The organism is Streptomyces hygroscopicus subsp. hygroscopicus (assembly GCF_001553455.1).
Classification (GTDB): Bacteria; Actinomycetota; Actinomycetes; order Streptomycetales; family Streptomycetaceae; genus Streptomyces; species Streptomyces hygroscopicus.
This window is the reverse complement of the sequence record NZ_BBOX01000009.1, coordinates 26,263-41,040: the sequence shown is the minus strand read 5'-3', so window position 1 is coordinate 41,040 and position 14,778 is coordinate 26,263. Positions and strand designations below refer to the sequence as shown.

The window sequence follows — 14,778 nt, the reverse complement described above, 5'->3', positions numbered from 1 at the left end:
TGTTCAGGGACGGTGCCGTGGTTCAGCTAGCCGGCCGCGGCAGTGCTGCTAGGCAGACGAACGCGCTGGTCAGCTTGTTTCGCCAGGGCCAGGTCGCACCAATCCGAAGGTACGTGCGGCGGCCGCCGCGGGTGATGCGGGCTGCTGCGTACGGCAGTCGGTGGCGAAGCTTCTTTGGCTCGGCGGCGGCTGGTTCGCCCTCGAGCGGCAGGACCACGTACGTGTCCAGGCGAGCAGGCCGAGGGCAGTCAGGGACAGCTCCAGCCACGCTTGGTTGACGTGGAAGTGCCGGGAAGGGAATCAGCCGAAGCCGACTGTCCTGTCTTGTGTTGCAAGGAGCCTTCGCCGTAAAGGGTGTCGGTGAGGAAGACCTGATGGTACATGCCTTCGTCGAGATCGAACAGGGACAGCTGGGCGCCGGGATGTGGGTGCTCGCGGCGGACGGTGATTCGAGTTTCCCCGGCAGGCTCGGTGGCGGCTGCGTATGCGAGCCAGGCGGCCGTGCTCGTGATCGTGGACGGCCGCGCCCTTGCACTGTCCGCACGGCCAGTAGAACTGAACCTCTCCGCATTTCACCCTGAGAAAACCCATAAATATCTTGTTCTCTCGGAGCATTCCGAGGCAGGATTCCTGCAGCCGCCTTCGATCCGAAAGGCGATACCCATTGTGCTGTCTACTTTCCCCCGGGGGTGAGCCATGCTCTCAGCCGAGTCGATCACGCAGCTGATCAATAAGGGCGATCTGGGGTGGGCCGGCCAGCTCCGACGCGACTCCCTTCTGTTGACGCTCGGCTCGCCGCTACAGCCACTCGTGGTTCCCAGCACGGAGGTGATCGACCTCGCCGACCAGTCCAGCATCGATGACCTCTACGGCGAGCCGGTGACCGCGTGGAAGACGTACGAGCTGCTGCCCGGCGAGACGCTGCTGGCGGCGGTCGATGAACCGCTTCGGCTCGGGGCCGGGCTGATGGGGATGATCGGCGGGCTGAGCCACCTGGCTCGCGTCGGCTTGGCCGTCCATGTCACCAGCCCGTTCGTCCTGCCCGGCTGGAACGGGTACCTGACGCTGGAGCTCGTGAACACCGGCCCCGCCGCACTGCGGCTGCACCATGGCATGCCGCTGGCCCGCCTGCTTGTCTTCGCCTTGGAGGGGTTCCTCAGCGATGAGGTCGTGTCCCAGCCCTTCTACGACCGTGACGCCCTGAAGAGCCGATACGCCGACAAGTTCCCCATCGACGCAACCCAGAGGTAATTCTTTCTGATGGACTGCCAGTTCTGCACCGAATTCGCCGGATTCGAGAGCGAGTCCCGCATCATCACCGAGACCGCCGGCGGCTGGGTGCTGCTGCCGACCGTTGGCGCCTTCACCCCCGGTTACTGCCTGTTCATGCCGCTGGAGCACTTGGACGCCGCCGCCGACGTCACCCCGGCCGATCTGGAACGGGTCGCCGCGGAGACGGAGGAGATGCGCACGCTGATTCAGGCCCGCTACGGGCCGGTCATCATGGCCGAACACGGCCCGCGCGACTGCGAGCTGGGGGCCTCCTGTTGCAGCCACTGCCACCTGCACCTGATCCCCGTGCCCGACCCGGACGCCGTCACCGCGGCCTATGCGAAGACCGGCGGCCCCGGCCGTCGGCTCACCTCGATGTCGGAGCTCCCGGCCGCTGCGGACGGCTCCTACCTCTATCTCTCGCCGCGGCCCGGTGAGCACTACTACTGGCCCTCGGCTGGCTTCGCCCGCCAGTTCGTCCGCCGCGTCTGCGCCGACGAGCTCGGCATCGGTGACTCCTTCGACTGGCGTGATCACCCCTTCTCCCCGAACCTCCAGCGCACGCTCGCCGAACTCTCCGCCGACCTGCGCGTCCCGGATCCCGCCTGACGAAGGAGAGGGGGATCGGTGCGATGGTGATATCCCCGCCCCGCCCGTTTCACGCACTCACCGCCACTGAGCCAACCGCAGCGGCCAAGGCCCGGCGCCGGCCGAAGCGGCAGACCATGGCACTGCCGCACTCGCTGAAACTGCCCGTCCTCAACACCTGCCCCATCAAGCCCAGCCATCGCGCTGCGACGGCATCAGGCGCCGCCAACCACGTGGAGCCGGCCGCATGATCACCGAGTCGATCTATCTCGACCACCAGGCCACCACACCGCTGGACGAGCGTGTTCTCCAGGAGATGCTGCCGTTCCTCACCAGCGAGTACGGGAACCCCTCCAGCCCGCACACCTACGGGGAGGTGGCCGCCCGCGCTGTCCGCACCGCCCGCCGCCGCGTGGCCGACCTGGTCGGCGCCAAGAACGAGCGTGAGATCGTCTTCACCTCCGGCGCTACCGAGGCCGACCACCTCGCGATCGTCGGCGCAGCCCTGGCCGCCCGCCCGCACGGCGGGCACCTTGTCACCACCGCGATCGAGCACAAGGCAGTCCTCGCCGCCTGCCAACGGCTCGTCAACCACCACGGCTACACGCTCACCCGCGTCGGCGTCGACCGGCACGGCCGCGTACTCCCCGCCGACATCGCCGCGGCGCTCACCCCGCACACCGTGCTGGTCTCGGTGATGCATGCCAACAATGAGATCGGCACCCTTCAGCGGCTCACGGCGATCAACGAGATCACCGCCCCGCGCGGCATCGTGCTGCACACCGATGCCGCCCAGAGCGCCGGCTGCGGTCTGATGGACGTCACCGAACTCGGCGTCGATCTAGCCTCCTTGTCGGCGCACAAACTCTACGGGCCCAAGGGCATCGGCGCCCTCTACATCCGCGGCGGCATCCGCATCACCGCCCAGCAGACCGGCGGCGGACAAGAACGCGGACTACGAGCCGGCACCCCCAACGTCCCCGCGATCGTCGGCTTCGGCGCTGCCGCTCACCTCATCTCCACCGGCGCCGTCACACCCCCGCCCCGCATCCGGGCGCTGCGCGACCGGCTCCAGGACCGCCTCCTGACTGCGATCCCCAACGCCGTCGTCAACGGTCATCCCTACCAGCGACTGCCGGGAAACCTCAGTCTCACCCTTCCCGGCGTCGAAGCCACCGACCTCCTCGACCGCCTCCCCGGTATCGCCGCCTCCACCGGCTCGGCCTGCAATACCGGAAGCGGTGAACCCTCCCACGTCCTCACCGCGATCGGCCTCACCCGCGAGCAGGCTCGCGCAACCCTCCGGCTCAGTCTCGGCCGCACCACCACAGCCACCGATGTCGACCGGGCCGCCGAATGCATCACCCGAACCGCACACACCCTGGCAGCGGTGCCGGCCAACACGGCCTGACCCGTCCCGACCCCCTGTCGCCCTTGCGGAACGCTCCTCCAGAACCCGCCAGGGCGGCCTCGCTCCTCGTCCATTGAGGTATAGCAGATGAAGGCTCTCGTGCTGTCCGGTGGCCTCGGCACGCGGCTTCGGCCGATCACTCACACCTCGGCCAAGCAACTCGTGCCCGTGGCCAACAAGGCCGTGCTCCACTACGGCCTGGAATCCATCGCCGCCGCGGGGATCACCGAAGTCGGCGTAGTGGTCGGCGACACCGCGGCCGAGATCGAGGACGCGGTCGGCGACGGGTCGAAGTTCGGCCTGGACGTGACCTATATCCTCCAGGAGAAGCCCCTCGGCCTGGCCCACGCCGTGATGATCGCGCGGGACTGGCTCGGCGACGACGACTTTGTGATGTACCTCGGCGACAACTTCGTCGTGGGCGGCATCACCGACCTTGTCGACGAGTTCCGCCGGTGCCGTCCGGACGCGCAGATCCTGCTGACCCGCGTTTCCGACCCCCGCGCCTTCGGTGTCGCCGAACTCGACGCGAACGGCCAGGTGGTCGGTCTGGAAGAGAAGCCGGAGCGTCCCAAGAGCGACCTCGCGCTCGTCGGAGTGTACTTCTTCACGCCGGCGATCCACGAGGCGGTGCGCGCCATCCGGCCCTCCTGGCGCGGCGAGCTGGAGATCACCCACGCCATCCAGTACCTCATCGACACCCGCGCCGAGGTCCGCTCCACCGTCGTCCAGGGCTACTGGAAGGACACGGGGAACGTCACCGACATGCTCGAGGTCAACCGGACCGTCCTGGAGGGCATGGTGCGCCGTATCGACGGCGAGGTCGACGAGGCGTCGCAGGCCATAGGGCGGGTGGTGGTGGCGGAGGGCGCGAGGATCGTGAACTCGCGGATCGTCGGGCCCGTCGTCATCGGCTCCGGCACCGTCGTCAGCGACTCCTACGTCGGCCCGTTCACGTCCGTGGCAGAGAACTGCCGTATCACCGACAGTGAACTGGAGTTCTCCATCGTGCTGCGGGACTCCTCGATCCAGGGGGTGGGCCGGATCGAATCCTCGCTGATCGGCCGGCACGTCGAGGTCACCCCGGCGCCCTGCGTCCCCAGCGCGCACCGACTCATTCTAGGAGACCACAGTAAGGTGCAGATCCGTTCATGAACGTGCTCGTCACCGGCGCAGCCGGCTTCATCGGCTCCCACTACGTCCGCACGCTGCTCGCCGGTGACACGGCCCGCGTCACCGTCCTCGACGGACTCACCTACGCCGGTACCCTTGCCAACCTCGAACCGGTCCTGGCGCGCCTGGAGTTCGTCCACGGGGACATCTGCGACTCCGGCCTGGTCGACACCCTCATGGCCGACGCCGACCAGGTGGTGCACTTCGCGGCGGAGTCCCACGTCGACCGCTCCATCACCGGTGCGGCCGACTTCGTCCGCACCAACGTGCTGGGCACCCAGACCCTGTTGGACGCGGCCCTGCGGCACGGTGTCGGCCCGTTCCTGCACGTCTCCACCGACGAGGTCTACGGCTCCATCACCTCCGGTTCCTGGCTCGAGGACCATCCGCTGAGCCCCAACTCGCCGTACTCCGCCTCCAAGGCCTCCTCCGATCTGCTCGCTCTGGCCTACCACCGCACCCACGGCCTGGACGTCCGGATCACTCGCTGCTCCAACAACTACGGGCCGAGCCAGTTCCCGGAGAAGATCATCCCGCTGTTCATCACCAACCTCCTCGACGGCCACAAGGTCCCGCTGTACGGGGAGGGAAGCAACGTCCGCGACTGGCTGCACGTCGCAGACCACTGCCGGGGCATCGAGCTGGTGCGGACCCGGGGCCGCCCCGGCGAGGTCTACAACATCGGAGGCGGCACCGAACTGAGCAACAAGGAGCTGACCGGTCTGCTGCTGGAGGCATGCGGGGCCGGTTGGGAAATGGTGGAGTACGTCGAGGACCGCAAGGGTCACGACCTGCGCTACTCGGTGGACTGGGGCAAGGCCCGCGACGAACTCGGCTACCGGCCGCGGCATGACTTCGCCGACGGGCTCGCCCGCACCGTTGCCTGGTATCGCGACAACCGTGACCGGTGGGAGCCGCTCAAGCGCCGCGTCCGTGAGCGACGCGCATGAGGTGGCTGGTCACCGGCGCCGGCGGCATGCTCGGCCGCGACATGGTCGGGGAACTGCGTCGGCGCGGCGAGGATGTGATCCCCCTGGACCGTGCCGCCCTGGACATCACCAGCCCCGGGTCCATCGATCGGGCCTTCGCCGAGCACCGGCCCGATCTGGTCGTCAACTGCGCCGCCTACACTGCCGTCGATGCCGCCGAGACCGACGAGCGGCAGGCGCTCGCGGTCAACGGCGACGGCCCCCGGTTGCTCGCCCAGACCTGTGCCGCGTACGGCACCCGCCTCGTGCACGTCTCCACCGACTACGTCTTCTCCGGCGATGCCCGCACCGCTTACCCCGAGGACCACCCCACCGCCCCGCGCACGGCCTACGGCCGTACCAAGCTGGCCGGCGAGCGGGCCGTCCTCACCGAACACCCCGGCGCCAGCGCCGTCGTCCGCGCCGCCTGGCTGTACGGCGCCCACGGCCGCAACTTTGTCCGTACGATGCTCGACCTCGAAGCACGCCGTAACACCGTGGACGTCGTCGACGACCAGCGCGGCCAGCCGACCTGGAGCGTCGACGTGGCCGCGCGGATTGCCGACTTCAGCCCGCTGGTCGGGGTCGGCGCGCACGGCGTCTTCCACGCCACCAACGCAGGCCAGGCCACCTGGTACGAGCTGGCTCGCGAGGTGTTCTGGCTGGCTGGCGCCGATCCCCACCGGGTGCGCCCCACCAGCAGCACCGCCCTCTCCCGGCCCGCGCCGCGCCCCGCCTACAGCGTCCTCGCGCACGACCGGTGGCAGGAGATAGGTCTTCCCCCGGCGCGCGACTGGCGGGCCGCCCTGCACGAAGCACTGCCCCACATCCGCAAGGCGACATCGTGTGAAACGCCATGAGTTCGCGTGGGAGCTCCACAAGGCCGGCCCCTACCACAACCTCCGGGTGATCGGCGTCAACGGCGGCCCCCTGCGCCTCCGGCACCCACTCACACGGCGCGCTCCATCGGTCCTCGAACCTGGCGGACAGCCCCGCGGGGCTATCCGCGCTGCTGGGCGTACAGCGCACAGCACTCCGCGTACGACGGCAGCAGCCCGGTCCGTTCCGCCTCGGCCAGCGACGGCGCGACCGTGTCCTTGGGGGACAGGACCGGCGTGATGTCCTGGGGCCAGGGGATGGCCAGAGCCGGGTCGAGCGGGTCGATACCGTGCTCGCGCTCGGGCGCATAGCCGGTCGAGCAGAGGTAGACGAGTGTGGCGTCGTCGGTGAGTGCCGTGAACGCGTGCCCGAGGCCCTCCGCGAGGAACACGGCGCTGTGGTTGTTGTCGTCGAGCCGCAGCGCCTCCCACTGCCCGAACGTCGGGGAGCCGACACGGACGTCGACGATCACATCCAGGACCGCCCCGCGCACACAAGTCACCTGCTTGGCCTGGCCGGGCGGTACGTCGGCGAAGTGCACGCCACGCACGACCCCCCGGCGGGAGACCGAGCAGTTGGCCTGCGCTACGGTCAAGTCGTAGCCGGTCCTCTCGCTGAACTCCTTGCCCTGGTACCACTCGTGGAAGCTGCCGCGTTCGTCCGGGAAGACCTTCGGTTCCAGTATCCAGGCGCCCTCGATTTCCATTGGTCGCATGATCGTTCACGCCTTCCGTGTCGTGGCCGCGGTCGTCGACGGCCCGGGGCCGCGGCGCGGTCTGCGCACCGCGCGTCGTACCGGATGAACCGCTTCGGGATCGATAGAACACGATCAAGGCTAAGACCAGGAGCTGGACTCGGGATGGCGCCCGGCGGAGTGGGGGCCGGACCTGGTTCTGTTCCAGGAGGATCTCTGGCGATCCGCGCACCCGGGCCTGGAGGCTCGCGACGTGGCCGGTTCCTCGCTCACCAACAATAAGGTGAGCCGCCGCAGCCCGTGCGCGAAGGACTTCACGGCGAGCGAGCTGAGTGCGCAGGACTTCGACTTCTCGCACGTTCCCACCCTCCGGGAAGAGCATGACGGCACTCAAGCGGTGCCTCGTGGGCGGGAAGGGGCGCGCCCGGCAGGTGCCTTCCGGGGCTTGTGCTCGGCGCACTACACACACTGGCGGCTCGTCCCCGGTCGGGCGGACCGGCCGGCCGACTCGATCGCTCAGCAGACTCCCTGCGCGGCGGCTCCATCGTGCTCGATTCGTGGTTGCGATGCGAACGGGACCTCGGAGATACGCCCGGGCAGTCCATCGGCCACCCAGGTTCGATGGGCAGCCCACCACGTCGTCGGACTGCCCAGCATCGCCTTGGCCGAGGCGACGCTGCCGGATCCGCGGGTTCTGGGGCGCGGCAGCTCCAGCCGGACGAGCAAGGGATGCTCGGCTGCGCCGGGGGGCGGGCATGGCCATCAGCCTGCCTCGGCATCTCTGCCGCGCAACGCCGTGCCGGGCCACTGCGCGCTCCGGCCCGGGACGCGCAGCGCTCACCCCACGAAGCGCAGCGCATCGGGCGTGAGGTCCTTGCGCGTGGGATACCCGTCGACGGCCATGCTCAAGTCCGCTTCGGCCAGGAGCGAGCGCAGCACGTGCGCGACGCCGTCGACGCCGCCGAGCGCCAGTCCGTAGCAGTACGGGCGACCGACCCCTACCACTGCCGCACCCAGCGCCAGCGCCAGCGCCAGCGCCTTGATGATGTCGGCGCCCGTACGCACCCCCGAGTCGAACAGGACCGGCAGCCCGTCGGCGGCCTGGACCACATCGGGCAGGCAGTCCAGCGCGGCCAGCCCTCCGTTGGCCTGCCGCCCGCCGTGGTGGGATCAGTAGACAGCGGCCACACCGTAGTCCTTGCCCCGGCGAACGTCGTCGGGATGGCAGACGCCCTTCAGCATGAGGGGCAGTCCGGTCTCCGACCGCAGCCACTTCCAGGTCCTCCCACCGGAACGGACCACCGAAGATCGGCAAGGTACGCACCGCCACCTCGGTCGCGTCCGCGCCAGGCCGCAGCCGCTCGCGGAAGGCCGGATCGCTGGTGTAGTGGCTCAGGCAACCGCTGAGGACGTGCGGATAGTTCGGCCCGGCCAGGTCGCGGGGCCGCCAGCCGGTGACCCAGGTGTCGAGGGTGACGGCGATGGCCCGGAAGCCGGCGGCCTCGGCGCGGTGCACCAGGCTCGCGGCCATCTCCCGGTCCGGCGGCGTGTACAGCTGGAAGGAGCCCGGCGTGCCGCCGCGTTCCGCCGCCGCTTCTTCCATCGGATCCGCCGACAGGCTACCGGCGAGGAACGGAACACCGGTCCGCGCGGAGGCCCGCGCACCCGCCATGTCGCCGTGACCGCCCTGAGCACACACCCCGATCACCCCGACCGGCGCCATGAACACGGGCGAGGGCAGCCGCACACCGAACAGCTCGATCGACATGTCCCGCTCGGTAGGCGCCACCAGCATGCGCGGGTACAGACCCCAGCGCTGGAACGCCGCGCAATTGGCTCGCTGCGTGTGCTCGTCACCGGCGCCAACACCGGCCACATACCCCCACCCAGACCTTCGGCGGCATCGCGGCCGACGCCCTCTCCCGAAGCTCCTGGAACGTCATCGGGTACGGGGGCTGATGGCCGCGCTGCCCTGGCCGCACAGTTCGTCCTGGTATGAGGAAAATTGCGTCACGGTCCGCTGAATACCCCGCGCACCGGGGCGACGCCCTCTGCGGCGCCCCCCGCCGCCGGTGGACAAGTGCGCCTTTCCTTCACCTTCGCTGTTTCATGCGACGGAATGTGGCTACCAGGGCGTGATGGCCACTGTCTCGTCGACGCGGTCGGCCCGGCGGCCGGCGTCTGGCGGGCGCTGTGCTTAGCCCCCTGCTGGCTGTGCTGGCAGCCGTGGCCAACGCGCTGGCTTCGGCACTGCAGCGCAAGGCTGCCCGTGAGGAGCCCGAGGAGGAGAACCTGAGGCTGCGCCTGGTGTGGCACCTCCTGCACCGTCCGGTGTGGTTCTGCGGGGTCGCGTCGCTGATCGTGGCGTTCCTGCTGCAGGCCGTCGCCCTGGGCAACGGCCAGCTCTCCGTGGTGCAGCCGCTGCTCGCCCTGGAGCTGCCGACGGCGCTGATCCTCGCCGGTTTCCTCTTCGGCAGCCGGCTGGGCCGGCGTGAGTGGGGCGCGTCGGCGGTCATGGCGATGGGTCTGGCCGGTCTGCTCCTCGCCCTCGGGCCGAGCGGTGGGAGCACCTCGTCCGTCGCCTGGTGGGAATGGGCGATCGGCTGTGGCGCCAACATGGTGCTGATCGCGGCCGGGGTGCTGTGCGGACGCCGTGTGTCGGGTGCCCGACGGGCGGCGGTCCTGGGTACGACCACCGGCTGTGCCTTCGGCCTGACCGCCGCGCTGATGAAGGGCATGACGAGCAGCTTCTCCCACGGCCTGCTCAGCGTGTTCACCAGCTGGCAGCTATGGGCGATGATCATCGTAGGCGCGGGCGCCATGTTCCTTCTGCAGTCGGCGATGCACGCGGGCAGGCTTCTGGCCACGCAGCCCGGTCTGACCATGGCCGACCCGGTGGTGGCCATCCTGTGGGGGGTGCTGATCTTCCACGAGAAGGTCCGCGGTGGCCTGTTCATCCTCCTGGCGGTCCTGGCCGCCGCGGCCGTGGCGGCGGCCGTGATGGTCCTGTCGCGCTCCCCGCTGCTGAGTGGCGAAGGCGGCGAACGGGAAGACGGCGGCGGGGCGGGCCGCGAGGAAGCGACCGGCTCGCGGCCCCGCGGCGAAGCATGAAGCCGCCCCGGCGCGTCCAGGCACTGGCCCGGCGCGGCGTACGGGCCCTCGGCAAGAGCTGACCGGGGGGAGGGAGCAGGAGCCGCCAGGGATGGCGTGGCCGCCGCCGGCGCGGCTCACGGCCGGGGCCGCTCCGCGGGGACCGCGCGGACACCTCGCCGTCCCCGCGGCCGCAACGCCCCGGCAGGCCGGGCGCGGTGCGTCACGACGCGCCGCGGCGGTGAAGGGCGTCGAGTGCCCGGTCGAGGGGGCCGAGGACCGGTGCGGCCAGCTTGTTCGTGGCCTCGTTGTTGACCCATCGGTGCGGCCGGGTCGGGGCGTATGCCTGGGCGAGCTTGACCTCGGCGCCGAGCATGCGGAGCCGGAGCGGGCTGACGGCCTTGCCCAGGGCCCGGAGCTCCTCACGCTCCTCCCGCGCGGCATGCCGGGAGACCGCGCGCCTGGCCTCGTTGAGGCGCCGCAGGTATCCGGCCCCGTCGGGCCCCGTGCGCCACAGTGCGATCAGCAGTTCCTTGGCGTGCTTCTCCTCCGCGCGGCGGCGGGCCGCCAGCTCGCGGCCGTGCCGCAGGACGCGGCGCGCGACGGGATGGACGTGTGCCTCTTCGGCGGCCTCGTGGACGGCGAGCAGGCGCATCAGCCGGTCGAAGTTCCGGCGGCGCCACGGGCCGGGCAGGGCGGCCCGCAGGAAACCGAGCCTGATCTGCCGGTGCTGGCGGATGAGCAGGTCGACGACGTTTTCGCCGCCCAGAGCCCGCATCGCCCGCCGGGACCGAGCGGAAGCGGTGGTCGCGGCACGGGCCGTCGCCGCCCCGGCGAGCGACGGCCTGGCCGCTGTCTTCAGCGCGGCCTGTCTGGTCAGGGTTCCCATGGTCTGTCCCTCCTCACCCGTCTCAGCGGTCCTGGGTACCCTCGCGTGCGGCGCTCACGCACGCAGCCCGCCCGAAACCACCGGTGCCGCCCCGCACCGGGCGGGCGGGCGACGCACGATCCGGGCCCAGCGGCCCCGTCCCGCGCGGTCGCGGGTCGCGTGCCGGCCGTCACCCCGGGTACTCCCGGCACGGCACCGGTGGACCTTCGGCCGAAGCGGCAAGTGGATGCCCTCCCCCGGGCAGGCCCGCCGGGCCTCGCGGCACGGGGAACGGCCGGGTCAGTCCCCCAGCAGATCGGCCACAGCCCGCTCGAGCTCGGCCGGAGTCACGGCACCGACCGCCCGCACGATTCCGTTGTCGTCGACCAGTACGTTCGTGGGGACACCGGTGATGCCGAGCCTGGCGGCGTAGTCGCCGGTCTCGTCCAGCAGGAGGGGGCCCTCCACGTTCCACACGGCGGCGAAGCGGAGTGCCTCCTCGCGTGCCCGGCGCGTTTCCCACACGTTGATCAGAATGATGTCCAGCCCGGACCGGGCGGTACGGCGGCGCAGTTCCTCGAGGACCGGCGCCTCCGCATTGCACGGGCCTCACCAGCTCGCGAAAAAGTTGATCACGTACTTCTTCTCCGCCCACTCCCGTGTGGTGCGCTCCTGACCGGTCCGGGCGTCGGGCAGGGCGAAGTGGGGGATCCTCCGGCCGACCGCCGGATGGGTCTGGGGCCGTACCGGTCCCGGCAGCCAGGGCCTGTCCACCACGGTCAGCGTGCCGCTTCCGGCGTTGGAGACCAGCAGCCGCCCGGTGGCCGCGTCGATGTGGCAGTCGCCGGGGCCGTGACCGACGGTGATGCGGTGTGTTTCGGCCCCGCTGGACGCGTCCAGGGCGCTGACGGTCCCGGCTCCCCGGTTGCAGACGTACAGCCGGCCGCCGTCCGGGGAGACGCACATGCCGACCGGGGCTCGCTCGACCCGCATGTCGTCCAGCGGGCGTCCGGTCGCGAGGGAAAGCCGCAGCACCGTGCTGTGCAGGGACCCGGCCACGTACAGGTGACCGGTCGTGGGGTTGGCGACGGTCTTGCACGGTCCCTCACCGACGGCGATCCGCCGCAGGGGACGCAGGGTCTCGGTGTCGAACACGGTCAGCGAGCCGGCCATGAAGTTCGCGCAGTACCCGCGGCCCCGTTCCTCGTCCACCGCGATGCTGCCCGCGCCGATCTCGGCCGGGATGACGCCGATCACCTCCAGCCGGTCGGCGTCGATGGCGGTGATCGTACCGGCGGCGGTGTTGCCGCAGAAGACGCGCCGGCGTGCCGGATCGTGTCCGAGCCCGGCCGGGTAGGCGTCCTGCCCGACGGTGATCTGGGCGACACGGTCCGCGTTGTCGGCGTCGAGGACGGTGACCGTGTCGGAGCGGGCGTCGGCCGTGAACAGCCGCCTGCGGGGCAGATCCAGTACGACCGGGATCGGTTCCCTGCCCACACCGGCCCGCCACACCGGAACCCAGCGGTCGAGATCCACGGCGACCACCGCGTTGTCACGGGAACAGGCCACATAGGCGCGGCGTGCCGCGGAGTCGACGGCCACCGCCTCCGGGCCGGCGCCGAGCCAGGGCTCCGCCACGACCCTGTGCGCCCATTCCACCCGGCAGGCCGGACCGCTGTGCGGAGGGGGGAACTTGCCAGCCACGGTCATTGTGTAGACGCCGGCCCCGGAAACGAAACCTCGGCTTCCGGGGCGGCGCCGACCGCGCGGCGGTGGAAACGTGTGCGCCGGAGTCACCCGAGCGGCGGTGTGCCGGGGTTTATGCCCGCTCCGCCACGGCAACCCCGGGGCGTGACCCTCGCATCCGCGGCTCAGGAGAATCCCATGACCCTTGTCGCCGACTACGTGCTGCAACGCCCGGCCGAATGGGGCGTCCAGCGGGTGTACGGCTGCCCCGGAGACGGCATCAACGGACTGCTCGGTGCCATCGACCGCGCCCGGGGCGAGCCGGAACTCATCCAGACGCGGCATGAGGAGATGGCCGCGTTCATGGCCTGTGCGCCATGCCGAGTTCACCGGCGAGGTGGGCTGGTGCACGGCCACCTCGGGGCCGGGCGCGGTGCACCTGCTGAACGGGCTGTACGACGCCGAGCTGGACCACCAGCCGGTGGTCGCCGTGGTCGGTCAGCAGAGGTGAACGGCATGAACGAGATGATCACCGTCAAGCGCTACCTGGACCGGCTGACCAACCCGGCCGCCCCGTTCGTCTTCTGCGTGTTCAACAACCAGGACCTCAACCAGGTCACCTGGGAGCAGCGCGCCATGGCGGGCGATCCGAAGTACCCGGGCTCCCCGGAGATCCCCGATGTGCCGTACGCGGCCTACACCCAGCTGCTCGGCCTGAAGGGCACCGTCTGCCAGGCCCCCCGGAAGGTCGGGGACGCCTGGGACGAGGCGCTGGCGGCCGATAAACCGGTGGCGCTGGAGTTCAAGGTCGACAACGGGATCGCGCCGATCCCGCCGCACATCATGGCCTCACAGGGCAAGAAGGCCACCAAGGCGGCGCTGCACGACCCGCGGAAGGCCGGCATCACCGCCAGGAGCGTGCGGCAGAAGATCACCGAGTACGCCGGGCGCCTCCCGGGCCGGGGGGAGAAATGACCGCCACCCGGCCGGACCCCCAGGTCGTGGTGGTGACGGGCGCGAGCGCCGGCGTCGGCCGGGCCACCGCCCGGGCGTTCGGCGCACGTGGCGCCGCCGTGGCGCTGCTAGCTCGCGGGCAGAGGGGCCTGGAGCAGGCCGCGCAAGAGGTGCGGACGGCGGGCGGGCGGGCGCTGCCCCTGGTCGTCGACGTTGCGGACGCCGAGGCCGTGGACTCGGCCGCGCAGCAGGTGGAGGACCGGCTCGGCCCGATCGACGTCTGGGTGAACGCCGCCTTCACCACGGTCTTCGCCCCGGCCACGGAGATCCGCCCGGACGAGCTGCGGCGCGCCACCGAGGTGACGTACTTCGGCTTCGTCCACGGCACCCAGGCGGCTCTGCGCCGTATGCTGCCGCGCGACCGGGGCACCGTCGTGCAGGTCGGCTCGGCCCTGGCCTACCGCAGCGTGCCCCTGCAGGCGGTCTACTGCGGTGCCAAGGCCGCCATCCGGGGTTTCACCGACTCGCTGCGCTGTGAGCTGATGCACGACGGCAGCCGGGTGCGGGTGACCATGGCACATCTGCCCGGGGTGAACACGCCGCAGTTCAGCTGGGTGCTGACGCGCCTGCCGAGGCATCCGCGGCCGGTGGCCCCGGTCTACCAGCCGGAGGTCGCCGCCGAGGGCATCCTGTACGCCGCCGACCACCCGGAGCGACGGGAGTACTGGATCGGCGGCTCCACGGTCGCCACCCTGCTGGGGCAGCGGTTCGCGGCCGGTCTGCTGGACAGGTACCTGGCCCGGACCGGTTACGACTCGCAGCAGACGGACGAGCCCGTCGACCCGTCCCGGGCAGTGAACCTGTGGAAGCCGGTCGACGACGCCCACGGCGCCGACCACGGTCCCCACGGGGTCTTCGACCGGGAGGCGCACTCCCGCAGTCCGCAGCTGTGGGCCTCGCGCCACCGGCGCCCGCTTGCCCTGGGAGCGGCCGCCGGCGGGGCGGTGGGCGCGGTGCTCGCCGCCGGGCTGCGCGGCTCCCTCGGCGCGGCGAGGAAGAAGCGTCGCTAGAGGAAGAAGCGTCGCTAAAGGAGGTCCGGCACCGCCGCGGGCCGTGGACCCGGTGGGACGTGCGGATCGTCTGCCGAGGTGCCCCGGTGTGCCGGATCCCGGTGCCCGGACCGGCCACTGCGGGG

General features: G+C 70.9%; 12 protein-coding genes and 4 pseudogenes. 10 read left to right on the top strand and 6 right to left on the bottom strand.

Translation table 11 applies throughout. The features are described 5' to 3' along the window. Positions 1–696 precede the first annotated feature (696 nt). The 6 genes from AXW62_RS01800 (at position 697) to rfbD (ending at position 6,272) form a co-directional block, all read left to right on the top strand. Positions 697–1,251, top strand: a complete 555-nt coding sequence (locus AXW62_RS01800) for a dCTP deaminase (RefSeq protein ID WP_060942909.1) — start codon at positions 697–699, stop codon at positions 1,249–1,251. A 9-nt stretch (positions 1,252–1,260) separates the two neighbouring features. After that, the gene (locus tag AXW62_RS01795) at positions 1,261–1,881 is read left to right on the top strand and encodes an HIT family protein (protein WP_060942908.1); all 621 of its coding nucleotides are present in this window, start codon (positions 1,261–1,263) and stop codon (positions 1,879–1,881) included. A gap of 226 nt (positions 1,882–2,107) precedes the next feature. Then, entirely contained in the window at positions 2,108–3,271 is a 1,164-nt protein-coding gene (locus tag AXW62_RS01790) for a cysteine desulfurase family protein (protein WP_060942907.1), read from the top strand. Between the two features lie 87 nt (positions 3,272–3,358). Further along, a complete protein-coding gene (locus AXW62_RS01785; protein WP_060942906.1) occupies positions 3,359–4,426 on the top strand; it encodes a glucose-1-phosphate thymidylyltransferase in 1,068 nt (355 codons plus the stop codon). Then, positions 4,423–5,394: a dTDP-glucose 4,6-dehydratase gene (gene rfbB, locus AXW62_RS01780; RefSeq protein WP_060942905.1), complete on the top strand. Its 972-nt coding sequence runs from the start codon at positions 4,423–4,425 to the stop codon at positions 5,392–5,394. The genes AXW62_RS01785 and rfbB overlap by 4 nt, the downstream gene beginning before the upstream one ends. Then, on the top strand, positions 5,391–6,272 hold the full coding sequence (gene rfbD, locus AXW62_RS01775; protein WP_060942904.1) for a dTDP-4-dehydrorhamnose reductase: 882 nt from the start codon (positions 5,391–5,393) through the stop codon (positions 6,270–6,272). The genes rfbB and rfbD overlap by 4 nt, the downstream gene beginning before the upstream one ends. A gap of 140 nt (positions 6,273–6,412) precedes the next feature. Here rfbD and rfbC read toward each other — a convergent pair whose 3' ends face one another. The 3 genes and pseudogenes from rfbC to AXW62_RS47380 form a co-directional block, all read right to left on the bottom strand. Next, on the bottom strand, positions 6,413–7,006 hold the full coding sequence (gene rfbC, locus AXW62_RS01770) for a dTDP-4-dehydrorhamnose 3,5-epimerase (protein ID WP_060942903.1): 594 nt from the start codon (positions 7,004–7,006) through the stop codon (positions 6,413–6,415). Positions 7,007–7,822: 816 nt separating this feature from the next. Then, positions 7,823–8,227: pseudogene (locus AXW62_RS47385) on the bottom strand (alpha-hydroxy-acid oxidizing protein). A 172-nt stretch (positions 8,228–8,399) separates the two neighbouring features. Then, a pseudogene (locus AXW62_RS47380) lies at positions 8,400–8,861 on the bottom strand (alpha-hydroxy-acid oxidizing protein); the annotation flags it as partial. A 317-nt stretch (positions 8,862–9,178) separates the two neighbouring features. Between AXW62_RS47380 and AXW62_RS01760 the strand changes: the two are divergent. Next, positions 9,179–10,096, top strand: coding sequence for a DMT family transporter (locus tag AXW62_RS01760; RefSeq protein ID WP_063817503.1), 918 nt, complete (start codon positions 9,179–9,181; stop codon positions 10,094–10,096). 202 nt (positions 10,097–10,298) lie between these two features. Here AXW62_RS01760 and AXW62_RS01755 read toward each other — a convergent pair whose 3' ends face one another. The 3 genes and pseudogenes from AXW62_RS01755 to AXW62_RS01750 all read right to left on the bottom strand — a co-directional run bounded on the left by AXW62_RS01755 (position 10,299) and on the right by AXW62_RS01750 (position 12,647). Beyond that, positions 10,299–10,964, bottom strand: coding sequence for a hemerythrin domain-containing protein (locus tag AXW62_RS01755; RefSeq protein ID WP_252368465.1), 666 nt, complete (start codon positions 10,962–10,964; stop codon positions 10,299–10,301). Positions 10,965–11,243: 279 nt separating this feature from the next. Continuing rightward, positions 11,244–11,540, bottom strand: a pseudogene (locus tag AXW62_RS40255) (TlpA family protein disulfide reductase); the annotation flags it as partial. Between the two features lie 12 nt (positions 11,541–11,552). Next, positions 11,553–12,647, bottom strand: a complete 1,095-nt coding sequence (locus AXW62_RS01750; RefSeq protein ID WP_159060784.1) for a YncE family protein — start codon at positions 12,645–12,647, stop codon at positions 11,553–11,555. Positions 12,648–12,827: 180 nt separating this feature from the next. On the opposite strand from AXW62_RS01750, the pseudogene AXW62_RS47375 reads away from it, so the two are divergent. The 3 genes and pseudogenes from AXW62_RS47375 to AXW62_RS01740 form a co-directional block, all read left to right on the top strand. Beyond that, positions 12,828–13,131: pseudogene (locus AXW62_RS47375) on the top strand (thiamine pyrophosphate-binding protein); the annotation flags it as partial. Positions 13,132–13,145: 14 nt separating this feature from the next. Then, positions 13,146–13,604 (top strand): thiamine pyrophosphate-dependent enzyme, encoded by a 459-nt coding sequence (locus tag AXW62_RS47370; RefSeq protein ID WP_060942900.1) that lies wholly within the window; start codon positions 13,146–13,148, stop codon positions 13,602–13,604. Continuing rightward, the gene (locus AXW62_RS01740; RefSeq protein WP_060942899.1) at positions 13,601–14,653 is read left to right on the top strand and encodes an SDR family oxidoreductase; all 1,053 of its coding nucleotides are present in this window, start codon (positions 13,601–13,603) and stop codon (positions 14,651–14,653) included. Before AXW62_RS47370 ends, AXW62_RS01740 begins: the two co-directional genes overlap by 4 nt. Positions 14,654–14,778: the final 125 nt, after the last annotated feature.

Bases quoted from the DNA above. Each gene is read 5' to 3' on its own strand.
- AXW62_RS01800 (WP_060942909.1), top strand. From the start codon at position 697: ATGCTCTCAGCCGAGTCGATCACGCAGCTGATCAATAAGGGCGATCTG.
- AXW62_RS01795 (WP_060942908.1), top strand. From the start codon at position 1,261: ATGGACTGCCAGTTCTGCACCGAATTCGCCGGATTCGAGAGCGAGTCC.
- AXW62_RS01790 (WP_060942907.1), top strand. From the start codon at position 2,108: ATGATCACCGAGTCGATCTATCTCGACCACCAGGCCACCACACCGCTG.
- AXW62_RS01785 (WP_060942906.1), top strand. From the start codon at position 3,359: ATGAAGGCTCTCGTGCTGTCCGGTGGCCTCGGCACGCGGCTTCGGCCG.
- rfbB (WP_060942905.1), top strand. From the start codon at position 4,423: ATGAACGTGCTCGTCACCGGCGCAGCCGGCTTCATCGGCTCCCACTAC.
- rfbD (WP_060942904.1), top strand. From the start codon at position 5,391: ATGAGGTGGCTGGTCACCGGCGCCGGCGGCATGCTCGGCCGCGACATG.
- rfbC (WP_060942903.1), bottom strand. From the start codon at position 7,006: ATGCGACCAATGGAAATCGAGGGCGCCTGGATACTGGAACCGAAGGTC.
- AXW62_RS01755 (WP_252368465.1), bottom strand. From the start codon at position 10,964: ATGGGAACCCTGACCAGACAGGCCGCGCTGAAGACAGCGGCCAGGCCG.
- AXW62_RS47370 (WP_060942900.1), top strand. From the start codon at position 13,146: ATGAACGAGATGATCACCGTCAAGCGCTACCTGGACCGGCTGACCAAC.
- AXW62_RS01740 (WP_060942899.1), top strand. From the start codon at position 13,601: ATGACCGCCACCCGGCCGGACCCCCAGGTCGTGGTGGTGACGGGCGCG.